We start from the raw sequence: 21,062 nt of genomic DNA, 5'->3' as shown, positions 1-21,062 counted from the left end.
GCTATTCATAACGCCCCGTCTGCTTCCCGGCACACTTTGTGTTTTCCACCCTCACTCGATCTTCTGCCTCAACCTTTTCATATAATCAAGTAAAAACAGGTCATAATTCATTTATTATTAATACTTTTACAGTCGAATAAACAAAACATCGCCATCATTCAATAGAATTTTATGACTACTTCCTTTGGAGTAACATCCATTTTCTGTACCCCATTACTGAGAAAACTGTTGGTTCTTTTCACATGTTTCCTATCAGTAAGCCCTGTATCCGCCCAAAAAGAGGCAATGAATACCAAAGACTATATTCTGGTCATTAACACTTATACGGAAGCCTTCGCATGGAGCAACCGCCTGATCTTTACAGCAACCGAATTTGTCAAGGATGATCCTCACTTAGCCATTTATGCCGAACACATGAATCTCTTGATGATGGATAATGACAGTACACTGTGTGAATTCAAGACCAACCTGTTCGAGAAGTATGGTTCCCATTCCCCGCGCGCGCTATTATTGCTGGGTAATTCCACCTTGATGTTGCGGGACGACTTCAGAAAGGTATGGGGTGATGTCCCGATCATACTCTGCTCCGAAAAAGACTACATCGGTCCCAGAGAATATTATTTGAAGAAACACCCCGTCCCTCCGTCCGAACGAATCCCACTGACCGAACTGGCCCAACCCTATAACCTCGTCCTTCTTTACTCCAACCAATACATACGTGAAAACCTGGAGTTAATGTTTCATATCCTTCCCGATATGAAAAAGCTGATTTATGTAGGCGATCAGAGATTCGTCAATCAAACGAACAGTATAGAAATACAGGAAGTATTACAATCCAGCCATCCCGGGGTCCAATATACTTTTTTATCTCCTGAGAATATTCTGGAGACCAACCAACTGATCGACTCTCTCAACTTTGTCAATCCCCGGACCACCGGCATCCTGTTTTCTTCCTGGTTCTATAAGCGGAAGTTTGCGGGCAACACTTCACTGTCTATCGTATCACCCAAAATTGTTTCTACTGTTTCACCTCCCCTGTTTGCCCTCAGCACCATTGACGTAAAAGACAAAAGCAGCGGGATGACCGGAGGATATTCTTACAATCAGACAGAATTCGACAAGCGGCTTCTCGGTATATTTTCCGATGTACTGAATGGCAGGCAACCCCGCACCCTCCCTTACTATTATCCTCTGGACGGTATGCCCATCATCAATTATGAGACACTGATCCATAAAGGATTTTCTCCCGACTTATGTCCGGCCAACACGTATTTCATCAACAAACCGCGCACCTTCTGGGAACAATACAGCTACTTCCTTATAGGTACATGCATCTCCATCGTCCTGCTCGTCCTGTTTTTCCAGTACCGCATCCGCACACTGAACAGACTTAAGAAAACACAGTTGAAAGAGATAGAGACCATGACCAGCTATAAAAATCTGATCAACAACATGCCCATCCTCTATATGCAGGAGAAGCTGATAACAAACGAACAAGGCATAGGCACAGATTTGATCTACCTGAACGTAAACCCCCATTTCGAACAGAACTTTTTCCGCAGAGAAGATGCAGTAGGCAAGAAAGCAAGTGAGATGTTTCCCGAATCCCTCCCCGAGTTCCTGCACTTCATCCAGATGTCACTCAAGGAAAACCGGGTTGTTACTTTCCCATACTATTTCAGGAAAATCAATAAATTCTATGATATCGTCCTCAAAGGTACCCATCAGAATAACGTGGTTGATATTTTTTGTCTGGACAGTACCGAATTACACCTGGCACAACAAAAACTGACCGCCACCAACCACAAGCTGTCGATGGCATTGGATGTGGCAAATATCATTCCATGGAAATGGGATCTGCTCAGCAAAACCATCCTGTGTGACATCAACAAACCCATCGAACTCAGTTCACCCGGCAACAGCGTGAACGACGAGCAACTGGCCGTGCCGGACACGCAATACTTCTCAAAGATATTCAAAGAAGACCGCAAACGGGTGGAACAGGCATACAAAGACCTGATTGAAGGTCGCACGGACAAGGTAAAGGAGGAATACCGGGTTATCAACGTACAGAACCACACCCACAAAGTGGAATGGGTAGAAGCTCAGGCCGCCGTAGAATCCCGCGACGAAAACGGAAATCCTACCACGCTGGTAGGCTCTTCACTGGTCATTACCAAACGAAAAAAGATGGAGATGGAACTTACCACGGCCAAAGACCGCGCCGAAGAATCCAACCGCCTGAAATCGGCTTTCCTTGCCAACATGAGCCATGAAATCCGTACTCCGCTGAATGCCATCGTAGGCTTTTCGGGTATCTTGGCATCTACCGATGAGGAAGAAGAAAAACGGGAATACGTCAACATCATCGAAAATAACAACACCCTGCTCTTACAACTGATCAGCGACATCCTCGACCTGTCGAAAATAGAAGCCGGCACCCTTGAGTTCCAATACTCCAACGTCGAGCTGAATGCCGTAATGAAAGAGCTGGAAAGCACGTTGCAGCTCAAGATGAAATCCGAAGCTGTGAAATTGGAATTCGTACCTCCGGCAGACTGCTGCCTGGTTCATCTGGAAAAGAACCGTGTTTCCCAGCTGATCATCAATCTGGTGACCAATGCCATCAAGTTCACCGAGAAAGGGAGTATCCGCTTTGGTTACGAGCTTCGCGGAAAAGAGCTTTATTTCTACGTTGCCGACACCGGTTGCGGCATTGCCAAGGACGAGCAGGAAAGCATATTCGGCCGATTCGTCAAACTGAACAGTTTCGCACAAGGCACAGGGCTCGGACTATCCATCTGCCAGACACTGGTCAACCACATGGGCGGACACATCGGTGTGGAGTCTGAAAAAGGTAAAGGTTCCACATTCTGGTTTACCCTCCCTTACGAAGCCGCATCGACAGCTGAACCTGTCCGGAAAACAGTTATACAGCCCATTGCGGTAGAGAAAGACAAACTGACCATCCTGATTGCCGAAGACAACGAAAGCAACTTCAGGTTATTTGAGTCCATCCTCCGCCAGGATTACCGCCTGCTTCATGCCTGGGACGGCCGAGAAGCCATAGAAATATTCCGCAAAGAAGATCCGCAGATTATCCTGATGGATATCAACATGCCGGTCATGGACGGATATGAAGCCACTAAAGAGATCCGTAAATATTCGGCCAAAGTCCCTATCATCGCAGTTACGGCCTTTGCCTACGCTTCGGACGAACAGCGGGTGATGGAAAGCGGATTCGACGGATACATGCCCAAACCCATCAATGCGCGCCAGTTACAGGCACAGCTCAAAGAGATTATGCAGAAACGGATCATCCTGCTATAACAACAGGATGACCCGTTTTTAAGGTCTTTATTCGTGTTTACAGCCACTTCGTAAACCGCTTCACATACCATTGTTTAATAAGCTGCGTCAACACACAATAACTCAGCAGGATACCTGCCAACCAGGGGAAATAACTGAGCGGCAACGGCATCAACCCGATGGAAGCCCCAAACTGCGTGAAGGGAATGACGATTCCCAGAACCATGATGACGGACGTTAGTCCTAATACCGGCCAGGATGCCGTACTCTGAATAAACGGGATCTTGCGGGTACGGATCATATGTACAATCAACGTTTGCGACAGCAAGCCCTCTACAAACCAACCGGACTGAAAGAGAGTCTGATGTTCGGGAGAGTTGCAACCGAACACATACCACATGACCAGAAATAAGGCTATGTCGAAAATAGAACTGACCGGACCGATAAAAATCATAAAACGGCTCAGGTCGGATGCATCCCATTTGCGCGGCTTCATCAGGTACTCCGGGTCCATCCGGTCGAACGGAATGGTGGACTGCGACGTATCGTACAGCAGATTCTGAACAAGCAGATGGACAGGCAGCATAGGCAGGAAAGGCAGAAAGGCACTGGCAGCCAGCACGCTGAACATATTGCCAAAGTTAGAACTGGCAGTCATCTTGATGTACTTCATAATGTTGCCAAACGTTCTGCGGCCCTCTATCACTCCATCTTCAAGTACCATCAGATCCTTCTCCAGCAGAATGATGTCGGCACTCTCCTTGGCGATGTCCACAGCCGTATCCACAGATATACCCACATCGGACTGGCGCAGGGCGGAAGCATCATTGATGCCGTCACCCAGGAAGCCCACCGTATGTCCCAATTCCTGCAGCAAGGTGATGATACGGGTCTTCTGCATGGGAGCCAGCTTCGCAAACACGGTAGTCTGCCGTATTCTCAACTTCAGTTCTTCATCCGTCAGCCGCTCTATCTCCGTACCGTTCAGCGTACAGGCCGTATCGACTCCCACCTGACGGCAGATGGTACGTACAACCGCTTCGTTATCACCGGACAGCACTTTCACATCGACTCCATGGCTATGGAGCTGCCGGATGGCATTGGCTGCCGAAGGTTTGGGAGGGTCGAGAAAAGCGAGATAACCGATCAGCACCATTCCGGATTCGTCTTCGACAGAAAAATCATGTTCTTTTTCTACCCAACTCTTCTGTGCCACCGCCAGCACACGCATACCTTCTTTGTTCATCTGCTCACTGATGACAAAGGCTTTTCGCCGCAGCTCATCGGTCAACTCGTGAACGGTTTTGCCGAACTCTGCATGAGTGCAGATTGCAAGCATCTCCTCTACCGCTCCCTTGGTGATGATCTGACGCTTCCTCTGTTCGTCTTCCACCACCACGGACATACGTCGGCGGGTAAAGTCGAATGGGATTTCGTCTACCTTGGTATAAGCATCCCTGAGATAATCCAACTGTAACTCACGAACATGTGAAAGGATGGCACGATCCATCAGATTCTTCAGCCCCGTCTGGAAATAACTGTTGAAATAGGCATGACGGAGTACGCGGCACTCGTGATCCTCGCTCCCGTCAGCATTGATAAACTTTTCCAGCACAATGTGGTCGCGGGTCAGTGTCCCGGTCTTATCGGTGCAAAGAATGTCCATCGCCCCGAAATTCTGGATGGCGTTGAGGTTCTTGACAATGGTCTTTTTCTTAGCCATAGAGACAGCTCCTTTGCTCAGGTTAGCGGTGACAATCATCGGAAGCATCTCAGGAGTCAGTCCCACGGCTACGGAAATGGCAAAAATAAAGGCTTCGAACCAGTCGCCTTTCGTCACTCCGTTGATGAGAAACACCAGAGGCACCATCACCAGCATGAAACGGATCAGCAAAAGACTGACATTGCTGATTCCTTTATCGAATGCCGTCTGCGCACGTACGCCGACGATACTCCGGGCGATGGTGCCCAGATAGGTATCTCGCCCTGTACCGAAAACAATAGCACGTGCCGAACCGCTCACTACATTGGAGCCCATGAAGCAAATATCATCAAGCTCGACCACACTGCCGGAACGGTGACGATCCTCCGCCAATACGGCACACTTCTCTATGGCATCGGATTCTCCGGTCAACGAGGACTGGCTGACAAACAGGTCTTTCGACTCGATGACGCGGACATCGGCCGGAATCATATCTCCGGCAGCCAGACAGATGATGTCTCCCGGCACCAAATCTGTAATGTTGATCTCGTACGACTCCGGGGCACCGCTACGAATGACGGATGCGGTATTTTTCACCATCTTTTGCAAAGCATCCGAAGCCTTGCCGGAGCGCCACTCCTGCGAGAAGCGCAACACGACACTCAGCATCACCATACTTCCGATGACAAGGATACTGGTCCACTCCCGCTCTTCGGGCCGGGCCATCCAGACGTCGAGCACCAACGACACAAGCACAAGTGCCATCAGTACACCGATAAAGGGGTTGATAAAGGTTTTGCAAAACATCAGAAGCGGATTGGGGTGCGTCTCTTGCACAATTTTATTCTCACCGCAGCTTTTAAGCCGCTCTTCCGCATCCTCCTCCGAGAGTCCGTGGGGGGTAGTACAAAAATAGCCATACACCAACTTCAGCGGTTGGGTTGCTGCCAGAAATACCTTCTCGGTATTGAACTGCACAGTCTTGTCTGTTTGTTTCTTTCTAAAAATCATCATAGTACATTTTTTTTAGAGATACGGGGCCGCTCCCTATTGGAAGAATCCCATTCATTCATTTGCCTTTACAGTACAAAGGTAGGGAGCTCCCCGCAAAAGGGGCGTTAGAGAACGATTAGAGTACTATTAGAGTTTTATTAGAGTTTCTTCAGATATGAGGAATTTCCACCGTATAGACCGTACCTTCACCCGGCTGGCTATTGACGGTGATTTCACCCTTATGGGTATGTATGATCTTTTGAGTCAGCATCATCCCGATGCCGTTTCCACGGGCATAGTCTTTATTGCTTCCCCGATAGAAAGGAGAAAACAGGTGTTGCATGTCATCGGCATTCATACCGATACCCGTGTCCGAAAAGCGGATAACAGACTTTTGCTCCCAAAAGCTGATCTGAACGAAAGAAGTGTGATTGGCGGAGAACTTGCAATTGTTCTCCATCAGATTGACAAAAGCTGTTTTCAACAGGTAGCCGTTGCCCAACACCGTGAGGACGGAGTCGTCATCGGCTTCTTCGCCGAATATCAATTCGATGGTATAGTCGGGATTGGCTTTCATCACCATCTCACGGGCATCGAGCAGAAGCTCGTCCAGACGGATCTCTTCCAATTTGATCTGCTCGGGCAGATAATCGGCCTTGGCCAGATTGAGCAACCCTTCGGAAAGTTTCACCAACTTACGCGAATCGTCGAGCGCATTACCGATGGCACGGCGATATTCTTCGGAAGAACGCTCTTTCAGCAGAGCCAGTTCAAGTTCGGCAATCAGGGCAGCCATGGGAGTACGCAGTTCATGGGACACATTGCTGACGAACATTTTCTGAGAATCGAAAGACTGTTCCAGCCTTTCCAGCATCCGATTGAAGGTGGTGGCAAGTTCGCCCAATTCATCTTTTTCGTCCTTCACCGGCACACGCAGGTCGAGACGGGAAGCAGAAATAGCTTCCACCTCCCCGAGAATATCGGACACAGGAGCCAGGGCACTCCGCGAAAGCAGGTAACCGACTCCCGCCAAAAGAGCGATACCTAAAAAGAAAAGAACAATCAGCATGGTCTGCAAAGAGTGTTGCTTGGCATATCCGTAACCATCGAAAGCAGCCGCTGTGATGACATAAGGTTTACCATGGAACGTGTAAAGGAGCCCGATGACCTGATAGCCGTCCTGATAAAACTCGATAGATTTATTTTGCAAAATTCGGTCGATCATCTCAGGGGTCTCTTTCACCAGGTCGATCTGCTTGGCATCATGATAAAGCAAATGGAAAGTAGTATCGTAGATGGCTACCTCCACTTCATTGATAAATTCGCGGTTGTTGAGGTAAATGGACTGCATGGTCTTGGCATCCACCCGGTTGTCGAGGAAAAGGTTGGCTTTGGTGATGCCTTCCTTTTTCAGGTCACGGAAGAATTCATTGCTCCGGTTCCGCTCCGAAAACAGATAGATAGCAGCTACCAGCAACAGAAAAACGGCTGCCGTGAAACCGGTATAGCGGAGAGTGAGCCGGGTACCTATCTTCATAACTCCTGCCTGAATATAAAGCCCATACCGGGTTTGGTATGGATCAGTTTCACATCATAGTCCCGGTCTATCTTTTTGCGGAGATAGTTGATGTACACATCGATAAAGTTGGTGCCCGTATCGAAATGGGTATTCCACACCTTGTCGGCTATTTCAACACGGGTAAGTAACCGTTCGGGGTTCTCGGCCATATAAAGCAACAGGTTGTACTCTTTGGGAGAGAGTTTGATCTCCCTCTCCTGCCGATAGACGGTTTTTGTCTGCCGGTCGATGCGCAAGTCCGCATAGACGAGTTCCGTAAGTTGTGTTTCGGGTATACCGGGAAGTCGTCGTTTCAGCAATACCTTGATACGGGCATCGAGTTCGCGGAAATCGAAAGGTTTCACCATATAGTCGTCAGCCCCGGCATCGAAACCGTCGAGCTTATCATCCGTTGTGCCCAACGCTGTCAGCATCAGTACCGGAACCCGGTTATTGATGTTCCGTATCTCTTTACAGAGTTCGAAACCACTCATCTTCGGCAAGATTACATCGGAAATGACCATCTGAAACTCTCCGGCACGGAACAGGCGCAACCCCCAAGCTCCGTCGTAGGCAAGTTCCACCTGATAGCCGGACTCTTCGAGACCGCGCTTCAGCAGTTCCACCACACGCTGTTCATCTTCCACAACCAGTATCTTTATCATGATGCAATCCCTCCTTACCGTTAGTTATCAATTCACCGGGCACAAAGATAAACACATAATGATAAATCCTCAACAGTATCGGTGTTTATTTGCCTCTTCTCGTTCCGGCCGCATCCGATGCTTGGTTCATGCCTACAGTGAACTACCGGCTAACGGGGAGAATGACTTAACGGGTATTGCTGTCGATAATGGGTATTGTGACCTAAATCATTTCATCAAGAGTTTCAAACGCTTTACCGGAAAAACGCCGTTACAATATTACAAACAAAATACAGACACCGCCGGAAAATAAACAGGGTGTAGCCATCCGGTCCGGATAGCTACACCCCAAGGTACCTAAGGCTACACCCTCCCCCCGGTTGGGTGTAGCCCTATTGTTCCTGCACGGCATAAACCACTTCGTGCGCTTCTGTCAACCGGGGAACCTCCAGTTTATCCAACATCACATCCAGAACCGGCTCCGGCACTTTATATTCGCGTATGCCGTTTTGCCGCCGCCAGACGGAGTAAGGTTTCTCTATATAGACTATTTTCACCCGTGCCCCATAGGTGATGAACAAATCGACCAACTGGGCACGTCTTTGGCGGGTCACGTTGGTGGCATTCCAAATAAAGTCCTGTCCCTTCCGGAGGTAGCCCCGTGCCTGCTCTTTGGCCGTTTGTGCCACCCAGCCGTTAGCCGCTTTATCCGTGGGGCTGAGTTTATGTTCGCGTCGGATAGCATCCAGACTGACAACCGGCATATCGGCACATCGAGACTCTATATAATAGTCTTTCCCCATACCGGGCAGACCTGCAAGCAAAGTAACCTCACATCTGAAATCATCGTGGGGGACATAATCGATATAAGCCTGATTCGTATGAAAATAATGGAAGCGGGCCGTATCACCGGCAAATGCCCGGGCTTTCCCCCAGCATTGTTGTTCACGGCAAAACATTTCAAAGAATTCGGTAGCTTCCAGCAGTATTTCCCTGTCCGTGCAGATACGCCCGCAAATATCGGCCACAGCCAACTGTTTCAGTAACGAAGTGTTCAGCCTCAGCGAAGCTTCACAAGTACGTTTCAAGGGATCTTCCCGTTCCATCAGCCAGATAGGCAAACCATGATGGCGTACCAGAGAGGCAATATGCTCGCGGATACCGAAAGGCGTAGAAATATCCCTGTAAAGGATGGTGCGTACAGTAGCCTCCCCCCGCTTCGCATGATTTTTGGAGGTGATCTGCCCATTGCCTTCATCGACCGAAGTCGAACGCTTTTCTACATCGTGAAGCAAAGCGGCTGCCCAAAGGATCTCCCGGTCCTGCTCCGCAAGCCTCAGATAGGAAGGCTGTTGCTGCAATGCCTCGAGTACCATGCGGGTATGTACGGCTACACTTCCCTCGGCATGATGCAAAGCGTGCTGGGGAACCAGATCCATATCCCGCACCCAACTGAACTGCTGTACCAGTGAATCCCAATCTTTCCGTTCTGTCAATCTCCAAATCATTCGTTACCTCCTTTCTCTTGTTTCGACTCCCACACCAGGCGGGCACGCTTCCAATGCCGTGTCCAATGCTCGTCTGTCTGCACATGCCCCTGACGGACATACTTAAACACATTACGGGCAAAGTCTGCGGTAAGATACTCGCCGGCATTGCGGGTTACTACCCCTTCACGGGTACAGTCCATCCCTGTCAGCACATCACGCGATCCGAAGACACTTGGTTCCCCGGCCAGGCAGATGACATGTTGTTTCAGGGTTTCGGCTGTTAGTCCGTTTACCCGCTCCGTACACAATTCGGGTACAGTAGGCAAATCGAACAAAGCAGCATAAAACTTCACCTCTTCCCACGACAGCCATTTGTCGAGACAGCGGACTGCGAACACATAAAAATGTGTCTCCAGCCGCTTGTACTCGATGGAATGAACAGCATACAGATTCTCGCCGAAGAGTTCAATATCTCCCAGGTCATTCTTCAACAACTCCCAACGCTGACGCAACTGGCTCGTCCATGGTGAAGTGGTAGGAGCAGCATGCGAACGGGCAAAAACCCCGTATCTGCTTAAACAATTGTTCTCCCCATCCAGTTTTTCGGTATGGACCAGCGTGTTTATCTCCCGGATATCCTCCCAATAGGTATGATTGATTCGGTCGTCACTCGTCGTCCCGGGAGAGAACGGATAGTGGTAGGTACGACCATATTTTTCTGATAACATAGCTTTTTCTTTTAATCGTTAATACTCAAAACCGGAGCTCTTCTTGAATGACCTTCACCGGGTTTCCCCTTTGAAGGCTGTTGTGGTTACTCCAGTTAGCCTGTGCCTGAATCATTGCCTGCTCTACATTCCAAGCAGTCAGCTTGACCAGCAATCGTTCGGTGGCCAGTTTCTTATTCTGCCATTGTGAACGTTGGTCGGATGCCACTACACTGATTCCGCTGGGAATATGGACAGCTCTTACAGCAGATTCCGTCTTATTGACATGCTGTCCGCCGGGTCCGGAAGCCCGCAAAGTTTCATAACGGATTTCATTTTCGGTTGCCTCACGGCTTTCGGACAGCAAGAAGGTCTGCACACCGACAAACCAATTTTTGCGTCTGTGATGAATCCGGTACGGGCTACGGGCAATCCACAACACGGTTCCCTCCCACTCTTCCACCAGTGTATCGCAACCTGCACCTTCAAGTGCAATGACTGCCGACAACAATGTACGGTTGGCAGGACCGGCTTCTTTTTCCACTATTTCCACTTTCAGTTTCCGGGTCTGGGCTTGTTTTAATATTCTCTCAAGCACTAATGCCACTACACGGCAACACTCCACGGGACCACGTCCCGAAGTGATTTGTAAATACGTCTTTTCCATCATTCTACTCTTTATTCATTCGTACGATACAGGGCATAAAGGTACCTTGAATTTCCACCAATGCCTCCTGAGTCTGCATCACCCGGTCAATGTCTTTGTAAGCCAACGGCATTTCTTCGACACTACCGCCAATCAGTGTCACGCCGGCCTGCGAAAGATACTTCTTCAGTGCTGACTGAGTAAAACTGTCTTTCGCCTTTTGGCGGGACATGGCACGTCCTGCTCCATGAGAAGCGGAACAAAGGGCTTCACCCACTCCTTTTCCACATACCAGATAACCGGGGGTGGCCATACTTCCGGGAATCAGTCCCGGAAGGCCCTTCTGAGCCGGAGTTGCTCCTTTACGGTGTACAATGGCAGTTTGTCCGGAAGCAAGTTCCTCCTTCCATGCAAAGTTATGATGGTTGTTCACATTGGCCAGAGGTTTCAGTCCCAGAGCTTTGGCCAGATTCAGATGAATCCGTTCATGGCAGGCACGGGCATAATCGCCTGCCAGATTCATACTAAGCCAGTATTCCTGCCCCTCTTCCGTATCCAATCCCAACCAAGCAAAGTGCTGAGCCTCGCGGGGCAAGCAACAGATGTCACGGGCCAGCAGACTGTAATGTTTGGCAATGGCAGCACCCAGCCCCCGTGAACCGGAATGGGAAAGCAAAGCCGCATAACTACCCTCCGGAACTCCTAAGACATTGTCCGCCTGCAAGCTGATCCTGCCAAACTCCACAAAATGATTTCCACCACCGGAACTTCCCAGTTGTCGCACCGCTTTGCCATGCAGCCCTCTCAGCAATTCAGTCATTCGGAACTCTTCCCGGTCAAGTACCTCGTGTTCCTGAACAAAAGGCAACCCGCCATCCATGCCGAAATGAGTGAATTCTTTCAGCGCTTCTTTCATCTGATGCGAATAACGACTTAGAAAGTCTTCCCCGGCATCAAACAGGGTAAGATTCATCCGGCAACCTATATCAACTCCCACCGCATACGGAATGACTGCATTATCCGTAGCCAATACTCCTCCTATGGGTAATCCGTAACCGGCATGTGCATCGGGCATCAACGCTCCGGCAAGAGTGACCGGAAGGCGCATAGCCAGATTCATCTGTTGTTTGGCCAATGTTTCAATATGCTTGCTTCCGTATGTTTTATAAGCCAAAGGCTCGTCGAGTAAATCATACGACGTAAAACTTTTTTCGACTAAAGTAGGAGAAAGTTGTTCGGCCAGTTTACTCCATACTTCGTTGTTTTTATATATTTCGGGATTTCCGAGTACATCGCCCAGAATAGCTAATATCCGCTCTTTTGTCTCGTGTTTACAATACTTGTTGACGAGGGCAACGGCCAGACTACGGGCCACGTTGTCTCTATATCCCAGTTTGCTTAAATCTTTCAAACGTATTCCCATACTGTTTTTCTTTCGCATACAATACCGGCTACCTGCCATGGGCAGGCAACAGGCAATATGCGGGATACCAATACTTTAGAAAAGGATATAACACATCCTGTTCACAGCATTGAAGTGAATAATAAATAAATTAAACGTGATTGTGGAACTAATCAACCTGCATCGCCAGCAGCAGAATTGCGATGCGTATAAAAAAACAAAGTTGCAAAGCCCCATCCTCCCGACGGGTCAACTCAGTTCCAAGTTTGAAGATATTATTTCTCTGACATAATTAAAACCCTTTCCGATTATTTAAAGGGTGAATACTCTGTTTATCGGCGGCAAAAGTAATAGTTCTTTTTATTCCCGCAAAACAAAAAGACATTTTTTTTCAGAAACAGTACCCATATTCATGAAAAAGCGGCACGAATCACTTCGCACCGCCCCTGTTGCTAACTCGCACCAAAGCTTCCCGCCTCACAGCGTTCTTCTCCGGAAATTTTTAAATGCATGAAGCGGTTAGCGTTAATCTTTATATTGTCGGTGCAAAATTACCGTTTTTCTCCCTATCATTCACTATCTTTGCACCTCAAAATTTTAAGAATCATTCAATGATAAACGAAGAAAAGATACATAAAAGCACTTCAGGCTGGTGGGCACTCAGCCCTTTATTCGTGTTCTTGTGCCTCTATCTGGTCACCTCCATCCTGGTGAACGATTTCTACAAAGTTCCTATAACGGTGGCCTTCCTCATCTCGTCGTGCTATGCCATCGCCATCACACGGGGACTGAATCTGGAACAACGCGTCTATCAGTTCTCGGTAGGAGCTTCCAATAAAAATATCATGCTGATGGTGTGGATATTCATTCTGGCAGGAGCCTTTGCGCAGAGTGCCAAGCAGATGGGAGCCATCGATGCCACTGTAAACCTCACACTCCATATTCTGCCGGATAACCTTTTATTGGCAGGCATTTTTCTGGCTTCCTGCTTCATCTCCTTATCTATCGGTACCAGCGTGGGAACTATCGTGGCACTGACTCCCGTTGCCATCGGACTGGCGGAAAAAACCGGCATAGACCTGCCGTTTATGGTAGCGGTGGTAGTGGGCGGATCATTCTTCGGAGATAATCTTTCGTTCATCTCCGACACAACCATTGCCTCGACCAAGACACAGGAATGCGTGATGCGTGATAAGTTCCGGGTAAACTCCATGATCGTAGTGCCTGCCGCACTGGTGGTATTAGGTATCTATATCTTTCAGGGACTTTCGGTAGCTGCTCCGCCACAGGTACAGGAGATCGAATGGGTGAAAGTGATTCCTTACCTTATCGTATTGGGAACGGCCATAGCCGGAATGAACGTAATGTTGGTCTTGATAATAGGTATCTTCACCAGTGGTGTAATCGGCATCGCTACAGGCAGCCTCGGATTCTTCGATTGGTTCGGAGCTATGGGAACGGGCATTACCGGAATGGGTGAACTGATCATCATCACTCTGCTGGCGGGCGGAATGCTTGAAACCATCCGCTACAACGGAGGAATAGATTTCATTATTAATAAACTGACCCGGCATGTAAACGGAAAACGGGGAGCAGAACTCAGCATTGCCGCACTGGTGAGCATTGCCAACCTCTGCACGGCTAACAATACGATCGCTATCATCACTACCGGACCGATTGCTAAAGATATCGCGAAGAAGTTTCATCTGGACCGAAGAAAGACAGCGAGTATCCTCGATACTTTCTCGTGCCTGATACAGGGGATCATCCCTTACGGAGCACAAATGCTGATTGCTGCCGGACTGGCACAGATCTCTCCGCTCAGTATCATCGGAAACCTGTATTATCCGTTTACAATGGGTATCTGTGCGCTGCTGGCCATTCTATTCCGTTATCCGAGGAGGTATTCCTGAATAGCGGACGGCTTACTTCCGGATATTCTGTAAATAGGCCTCGAGCGATTCATCTTTGCCCAATCCTAACTTCTTGCGGATACGGCTTCGTCCGGAATTGACACTGGCACGCGAAATGCCTAAAGCAAGGGCTATCTCGTCGGTGCTCTGATTCAGCAAAATCAGCATACAAAGCAGTTCGTCGTTACGGGTCAGTTCGGGGCATTGGCAGCGCAAAGCGGGCAAATAATGGGGATAGAGTGCGGCAAACGAAAAGCTCAGAATGGGGTTATTATTATAAAAAAGAACAGGAAGTCTTTGTCAATCAAAACAAAACCCCTATCTTTGCACCCGCTATTACGAGTTAATAGCATTAATTCAAATCATTCATTAAAAACATTTATTTAAAATGGCAACAAGAATTAGATTGCAAAGACATGGACGTAAAAGCTACGCTTTCTACTCTATCGTTATTGCAGACAGCAGAGCACCACGTGATGGTAAATTTACAGAGAAGATTGGTACTTACAACCCTAACACCAATCCTGCTACAGTAGATTTGAATTTCGAACGTGCTTTGCACTGGGTACTGGTAGGTGCACAACCTTCAGACACAGTTCGCAACATCCTTTCTCGTGAAGGCGTTTACATGAAGAAACACCTCCTTGGCGGTGTAGCTAAAGGTGCTTTCGGTGAAGCTGAAGCTGAAGCTAAATTCGAAGCTTGGAAGAACAACAAACAGTCTGGTCTGGCTGCTTTGAAAGCTAAAGAAGATGAAGCTAAAAAGGCTGACGAAAAAGCACGTCTGGAAGCTGAAAAGAAAGTAAACGAAGCAAAAGCAAAAGCATTGGCTGAAAAGAAAGCTGCTGAAGAAGCTGCTAAGGCTGCTGCTGAAGCTCCCGCAGAAGAAGCTGCTCCGGCAGAAGAAGCTGCAACTGAAGCTGCTGCTGAATAATAATCGGCAGTATCTATCATTAGTAAATAGGATTAAAACGATAAAATCCTCTCCGGTCCTGCCGGGGAGGATTTTTTATTAAGGTCATTCGGCACCGGATTCACCACAGAAGACACAGAGGGTTGCCTCAAAAGTTCTTTTCACTACAGATTATCAATAGTGATAATCAATGACTTAAAATTCAATGTGTGTTACTCTGTATCTCCTTTGGTGAATTTCAGCACATCCTCGCATTAAAAACACTGCCTTTTATTTCAGCACAACATAACGCAAAAAAACCACCTGATCTCCCGTTTTAACCGTTCCTTCTTTCAAAGCTTTCTCGTCTACACGGAAGGTTTTGAGGTATTTCTTCAGACTTTTGGTCACCGTGTAGGGTTGTTCTTTTTCATATCCCAGAATCGTTATACTACCGTCTTCGTTGATCGTGACTTTACATTTAATATTAAAAGTCAACCCGCGCAATTTCTTGGCTTCCGCTTTGTTTATCCAGAAAATATAGGTTGCCTTTCCGATATCATTCTTCTTTTCGACCTTCTTCTCTTTAGAGTACTCATCGTATACTTTAAACGAAGGTTCACTTTTGCTGGCACCATCTCCACACGAAGTGCAGGCCAACAGAACCGACAACAAGATTCCAAATACTTTTTTCATTATTGAGCTCCTTTCTGCTTAGCGTATATTACATAACTATTATCTTCTTCTCCTATCGACTGACCAAACTCCCGCAGGGCATTCGCACTCTCCCCGGCCATACCGCTCAGATAGGCTTCGATCTCTGCTTTCAGCGATCCAGGCTCCACGAGCCGTATATACTGCCTGTCGTAAAAAGCCCAGGGTGTCCATAACCGATCCGGCATACCTCCCATAAAATCATTCACTATACGGAAAAAGGTTCCGCGCAACGATTTCTTATCTACTACAAAGTACGAAGTATCCTGAGATTCCCACAGTCCGTCACCTACCTGCTTATCTACCGCTAACTTTCCGATATAAACCCGGGGTAACTCGTAATACATCGTCATCGAACGTTTCCGATTTCCGATATCGAGCGTAAAGTGGGGCTTCAGCCTGCTCTCCGAACGTATATAATGATAAAGTGTATCAGGGCGTAACTCCCAGAAGGTCGATATATAGAGATCGACTGCTTCCGTATTGGCCCCATACGCGATATCATTACTATAATCGGGAACAACAAACAGATGCTTAGGTGTGGGAACAGAGTCCAACAGATTTCCTTCAAAATCCTGTGTCCATGCAACCAAAGGGTATCCGGTAAAAGGAAGTGCCCCCACTGTAATCTCTCGTTTGTCCGTATCGATCCGGAACATGGCTTTGGAGACAAGCCGATACAACGGAATGGATGGCAGCGGTTTCCCTTTCAAGTCGTAAACATAGATAACATTACTGTTAGCAAAAGGGATCAGATAAATGCAATTATGTTTTTCATCAATCCGGGCTTTATATATAGAACGATACTCTCCCGGTCCCTGCCCGATAGCGCCTATATCGGTAATGAACTTTCCCTTTTTATTAAACAACCGGCAGGGATGAAGTGTATAAACAGAACCGTAAACGAGAATGTAGTTTTCGGAGACACATAGATTGCTTACCCCTACCATCGCTTCATCGCGGTTATCCAACTTGATGATCCGAAAGTCCTCTACAAAGAAGCTGAGCGGTAAGTCAATCGTATCTTTCAGTGCATTTAGATCACATACCACAACAGAATCCTGACCGGTCCACTGACGGGAAGCCACAACCGGCCATTGCTCCGATAAGTCCTTCTCTTCTATCTTCGGAACAGCCGAACAAGAAGAGACTAAAAAGACTCCCCCCAGAATTGAACTCAAGAAAAGTAATTTCCCGGAATTTTTCATATACCCTCCTTTTCTATAAATACAAAGATAAAAATAAAAACGAATATCTTACGAATACTCCGTAGTTTTTTTTATTCATTCCGGAGTTTGTCTATATAAATAGGGCACGCTACAGAAGGCACAGAGTTTTAATCCTTTGCTTATAAGTACGCCTGAAAGAAATATTTTTCATTGTACCCTCCGCACACTCTGTGGCGAAAGTACACAAAATTATACACCCGCCGGACACCACATAAAAAAAGATGCCCGGGATAAATCCCGGACATCTCTCCTTCAAGTCTGTTTGGACAGACTGGTAATCTCTTTTGATTAATATCTGTCACGACCGCCGCCATAGCCGCCGCCACGATTACCACCACCGTAACCGCCACCACGGTTGTTACCGTAGCCACCACGACTACCACCACCGTAATTGTTATTACGACGCGGTCCTTCTTCTCTCGGACGTGCAACTGATACAGAAAGTGTTTTTCCGTCTATTTCTTTTTCGTTCAGTGCTGCGATGGCAGCATTTCCCTCTTCGTCATTCGGCATTTCTACGAAACCGAATCCTTTAGAACGGCCAGTCTCTCTGTCCATGACAATTTTGGCTGAAATAACTTCTCCAAACTCTTCGAATAATTCTCCTAAATCGGCGTTGCTAAGATTATAGCTGATGCCTGCAATAAAAATGTTCATTGAAAAAAAATAATTAATACAATTAATAAAATTTGTTATGTTAGAGAAGTCTTAATAAGGAGATAAATTACTCTACAAGTACCTTGGAAATAAAACACATCCTATCAGAAATCTTTAATACGCGGTAAATATAGACATTTACAATAGATTGAGAAACAAAATCATCATTTTCTTTTATTTTTTTATCAAAATTCAGATTTCAACGTTACTTTAATCTCATCTTTGCTTCCTCCGTCTGCGGCTCCGGCGTCTCTGCATCTTCTCACGTTTATAGCGCTGTACCCGTTTATAAATCATCCAGCCACTCATTAGTCCCACTACCACAAAAATCAGAATAGTAATGCCCACTCCGAGATTGTCGCCTTTTATGCGTGACCAAATTTCAAGAACTTCTTTCGTCTTATCACCAAAATCACGAATCATGGCACAACGCTCCACCACTTCACGATCCGGATACTGAATCTTGTCAATCTGCAGGCTGTCGGCACCCGGTCCGAAGAAATAGCTCAGATCGGAATAATATGTAAGAGTTGTGTCCACTTTCGCTTCCATAATCTCGGGCGAAGCCACAGCACTTACGTAACCGCTCGCTTCCATATTCCGCAAGGCAATATCGGGGCGGCACATGAAGTTGATGAAGTAGCTGGCAGCTTTCGGGTTACCGGCATACTTAGGAATCACCCACCCGTCATACCAGATGTTGCTTCCTTCACGGGGTACGGCATAATCCAGCTCCACTCCTACCGCATCCGCTTCCTCGATGGCCCACTTGGCATCTCCGCTCCAGGTCATGTTGAGCCATGCTTTATTTTTAGTCATCATCTCTTTGCCAAAGTCTGCCTCCCAACCGGCTATATTGGGCTTCATTGCTTTGAGATATTTCTCGGCAATCTCCATCGCACGGGGAGAATAGTCGTTCATCAGATCTTCGACCGTCACCTTACCATCGGCGAGTTCACGGGCATGGGCGTAAATGATGGCAGTTCCGTATGCATCCCGGTAACTGTCTTTCATCAGTATCTTACCGGCATATTTCCGGTCCCAAAGACAATTCCAGCTTTCGGCATCGGCTTCGGGCACAAAAGCTTTATTATACAATATCCCGGCGGTTCCCCACATATAGCATACCGCATAATGACTGGCGATCCGCCCCGGCTGACTCAGTTTATCAATCTGTTCACGGATATAAGGCGATATGTCATTCATGTAATCGGGCGAATGGGGAAAAACAGTGTCGATGGGCAACAGCAGGTTTTTCTTTAACATCCGCTCGATGATGTATTCCGAAGGACATACCACATCGAAATCTTCGTGTCCCTTCTCAATCTTGGTGAGCATGATTTCGTTAATATCAAAGGTTTGATAAACGATGCGGATATCCTCACCCGTCTGCTCCTTATAATATGCCTGAAAGTCTTCGAGCACCCCATCACCGATATAATCGGCCCAATTATAGATTTTCAATACCTTCTCGCGAGGTTCACCGGAGTTGTAACAACCGGAAAACAAAAGTGACATCGCCAGGGAAAGGGTTATTAATAGTTTGTTCATTAGCACTTTATACAGTTTCTTGATTCTCGTAAATTCTCTTCTTTTTCGATTTAAAACAAAAAGGCCATCACTTTTTCTCCTTACCCGCACGCCGGTTAATGACAATCAGCAATGCCAGCACCACCACGAAGATAATCGTCGAAAGGGGACGCAGCTCCGGAGTAAGCCCTCCCTTGCGGGCATCGGCATAAATATAGGTGGAAAGTGTCTCAAGTCCTTCGTTACCGATCGTAAATACCGTTACCGCAAAATCATCGATAGAAAGTGTCAGCGCAAGCATGAAGCCGCTAATCATTCCCGGACGAATCTCCGGGATAATCACTTTGCGAAGTGCCTGCATCGGGGTTGCTCCCAGATCGAGGGCAGCTTCGTAAATATTAGGATTCATCTGCTTGAGGCGGGGCAACACGCTGAGCACCACATATGGAGTACAGAATGTGATGTGCGCCAATACCACGGTCGTATATCCCTGAGATATACCGAGCGAAACAAACAGCAGGAACAGGGAAATACCGGTAATAATATCACCATTCAGAATAGGGATACTGTTCACAAAACTGATGGCCTTCCGCGAACGTGCCTTCAGGTTGAAGATGCCGATAGCCGTGATGCTGCCCAACAAAGTGGAAGCCGTAGCCGCTATCAAAGCAATGGTCACGGTATTGATCAACGCATTCATCAGCGAATGGTGCGTGCCGGTAGTAAACAGTGACGAATACAGTTTCGTGGAGAATCCGGTCCAGTTGCCCAACACCTTTGCTTCGGTGAAAGAGTAGATCATAATAATCACGATAGGCGAATAGAGCAGCAAAAGGAGTATCCACAAATAGGTCTGGGCAAAAATCTTCTTTACCATAGCCCACCTCCTTCGTTCGTATTATCTTTGTCGTCGGTGCTGAACAGAGAAGTCGCCGCAATCAGCAACAACATGATCAGTGACAGGGCCGCTCCATAATTCCACATACTATTATTGATATTCTCCTGGATAGTGGTACCAAACAGTTTGATGTTGTTCATCGTCAACAACTCTGCAATGGCAAAAGTTGAGATAGTGGGCATAAAAACCATCATGATGCCACTCATCACTCCCGGCATGGAAAGCGGAAGCACCGCCTTGAAAAACACCTGGACGGGATTGGCACCCAAGTCCTGCGCAGCCTCGATGTAACTGTGATCCATCTTTTGCAGGGTGTTGTAGATAGGGTAAATCATGAAAGGTATAAAGTTATAGACCATACCGAATATCAAAGCTCCCTCACCCAACGGGACACTGAAGAAGTCGAACAGGGCTACTGTTGCCAACGTACGCACCAAGATGTTGACCCACATGGGAAGAATAAACAATACGACCATCGTTTTCGAGCGGTTCAGCTTTGCGTTGCTTAGTATCCAGGCTGCCGGGTAGCCCAGCAGGATACAGACGATAGTGGTAATGATGGCAATACCGATGGAATAAACAAAGGTATTGATAGCCTCGTGATGCTGAAAAAACTTCGCAAAGTTTTCCAATGTCAGATGTCCGCTGTCATCGGTGAAAGCATAGACCACAATAAGGAGTAGCGGAATAACGACGAAGATCGCCGAAAAGATAATGTAAGGGAGCGTCCAACTCTTACGTGATGAAAAAAAGACCGATAATCTTTTCACTCTTAACT

The 21,062-nt window shown here is 47.3% G+C and carries 16 protein-coding genes and 1 pseudogene; 3 read left to right on the top strand and 14 right to left on the bottom strand.

Annotation, left to right across the window (positions count from 1 at the left end; translation table 11 throughout):
* The first annotated feature begins 285 nt into the window (after positions 1-285).
* On the top strand, positions 286-3,330 hold the full coding sequence (locus KO473_RS06245) for an ATP-binding protein (RefSeq protein WP_250716542.1): 3,045 nt from the start codon (positions 286-288) through the stop codon (positions 3,328-3,330).
* Between the two features lie 37 nt (positions 3,331-3,367).
* Here KO473_RS06245 and mgtA read toward each other — a convergent pair whose 3' ends face one another.
* The 7 genes from mgtA to KO473_RS06205 all read right to left on the bottom strand — a co-directional run bounded on the left by mgtA (position 3,368) and on the right by KO473_RS06205 (position 12,472).
* Positions 3,368-6,022: a magnesium-translocating P-type ATPase gene (gene mgtA, locus KO473_RS06240; protein WP_122130455.1), complete on the bottom strand. Its 2,655-nt coding sequence runs from the start codon at positions 6,020-6,022 to the stop codon at positions 3,368-3,370.
* Between the two features lie 151 nt (positions 6,023-6,173).
* A complete protein-coding gene (locus tag KO473_RS06235) occupies positions 6,174-7,541 on the bottom strand; it encodes a HAMP domain-containing sensor histidine kinase (RefSeq protein ID WP_032537024.1) in 1,368 nt (455 codons plus the stop codon).
* Entirely contained in the window at positions 7,538-8,227 is a 690-nt protein-coding gene (locus tag KO473_RS06230) for a response regulator transcription factor (RefSeq protein ID WP_122130426.1), read from the bottom strand. Before KO473_RS06230 ends, KO473_RS06235 begins: the two co-directional genes overlap by 4 nt.
* Before the next feature lie 371 nt (positions 8,228-8,598).
* Positions 8,599-9,714 (bottom strand): AAA family ATPase, encoded by a 1,116-nt coding sequence (locus KO473_RS06220; RefSeq protein WP_122130425.1) that lies wholly within the window; start codon positions 9,712-9,714, stop codon positions 8,599-8,601.
* Positions 9,711-10,424 carry an RNA ligase family protein gene (locus KO473_RS06215; RefSeq protein ID WP_122130424.1) on the bottom strand — a complete coding sequence of 238 codons (714 nt, stop codon included), beginning with the start codon at positions 10,422-10,424 and terminating at the stop codon, positions 9,711-9,713. Before KO473_RS06215 ends, KO473_RS06220 begins: the two co-directional genes overlap by 4 nt.
* A 25-nt stretch (positions 10,425-10,449) precedes the next feature.
* Complete coding sequence (gene prfH, locus KO473_RS06210; protein ID WP_005820657.1) at positions 10,450-11,070, bottom strand: peptide chain release factor H; 621 nt, start codon at positions 11,068-11,070, stop codon at positions 10,450-10,452.
* 4 nt (positions 11,071-11,074) lie between these two features.
* Positions 11,075-12,472 (bottom strand): RtcB family protein, encoded by a 1,398-nt coding sequence (locus KO473_RS06205; protein WP_005820660.1) that lies wholly within the window; start codon positions 12,470-12,472, stop codon positions 11,075-11,077.
* A gap of 590 nt (positions 12,473-13,062) precedes the next feature.
* Between KO473_RS06205 and KO473_RS06200 the strand changes: the two genes are divergently transcribed.
* Positions 13,063-14,364, top strand: coding sequence for a Na+/H+ antiporter NhaC family protein (locus tag KO473_RS06200; protein WP_005806735.1), 1,302 nt, complete (start codon positions 13,063-13,065; stop codon positions 14,362-14,364).
* A 12-nt stretch (positions 14,365-14,376) separates the two neighbouring features.
* On the opposite strand, the pseudogene KO473_RS06195 reads toward KO473_RS06200, so the two are convergent.
* Positions 14,377-14,616 (bottom strand): annotated as a pseudogene (locus KO473_RS06195) (helix-turn-helix transcriptional regulator); the annotation flags it as partial.
* Positions 14,617-14,752: 136 nt separating this feature from the next.
* Between KO473_RS06195 and KO473_RS06190 the strand changes: the two are divergent.
* Positions 14,753-15,298 carry a 30S ribosomal protein S16 gene (locus KO473_RS06190; RefSeq protein WP_005778447.1) on the top strand — a complete coding sequence of 182 codons (546 nt, stop codon included), beginning with the start codon at positions 14,753-14,755 and terminating at the stop codon, positions 15,296-15,298.
* A gap of 249 nt (positions 15,299-15,547) precedes the next feature.
* Here KO473_RS06190 and KO473_RS06185 read toward each other — a convergent pair whose 3' ends face one another.
* The 6 genes from KO473_RS06185 to KO473_RS06160 all read right to left on the bottom strand — a co-directional run bounded on the left by KO473_RS06185 (position 15,548) and on the right by KO473_RS06160 (position 21,054).
* On the bottom strand, positions 15,548-15,952 hold the full coding sequence (locus KO473_RS06185) for a DUF4891 domain-containing protein (protein ID WP_005820664.1): 405 nt from the start codon (positions 15,950-15,952) through the stop codon (positions 15,548-15,550).
* Positions 15,952-17,178, bottom strand: coding sequence for a 6-bladed beta-propeller (locus tag KO473_RS06180; protein ID WP_005820665.1), 1,227 nt, complete (start codon positions 17,176-17,178; stop codon positions 15,952-15,954). The genes KO473_RS06185 and KO473_RS06180 overlap by 1 nt, the downstream gene beginning before the upstream one ends.
* Before the next feature lie 309 nt (positions 17,179-17,487).
* A complete protein-coding gene (locus KO473_RS06175) occupies positions 17,488-17,856 on the bottom strand; it encodes an RNA-binding protein (protein WP_005778451.1) in 369 nt (122 codons plus the stop codon).
* Positions 17,857-18,072: 216 nt separating this feature from the next.
* Entirely contained in the window at positions 18,073-19,407 is a 1,335-nt protein-coding gene (locus tag KO473_RS06170; RefSeq protein WP_005820666.1) for an ABC transporter substrate-binding protein, read from the bottom strand.
* Positions 19,408-19,474: 67 nt separating this feature from the next.
* Positions 19,475-20,263, bottom strand: coding sequence for an ABC transporter permease (locus KO473_RS06165; protein WP_005778454.1), 789 nt, complete (start codon positions 20,261-20,263; stop codon positions 19,475-19,477).
* The gene (locus tag KO473_RS06160; RefSeq protein ID WP_005778456.1) at positions 20,257-21,054 is read right to left on the bottom strand and encodes an ABC transporter permease; all 798 of its coding nucleotides are present in this window, start codon (positions 21,052-21,054) and stop codon (positions 20,257-20,259) included. Before KO473_RS06160 ends, KO473_RS06165 begins: the two co-directional genes overlap by 7 nt.
* Positions 21,055-21,062 lie beyond the last annotated feature (8 nt).

Source organism: Bacteroides sp. HF-4919, assembly GCF_018860125.1.
The sequence above is the reverse complement of the archived record's forward strand: the minus strand, read 5'-3'. Positions and strand labels throughout refer to the sequence as shown.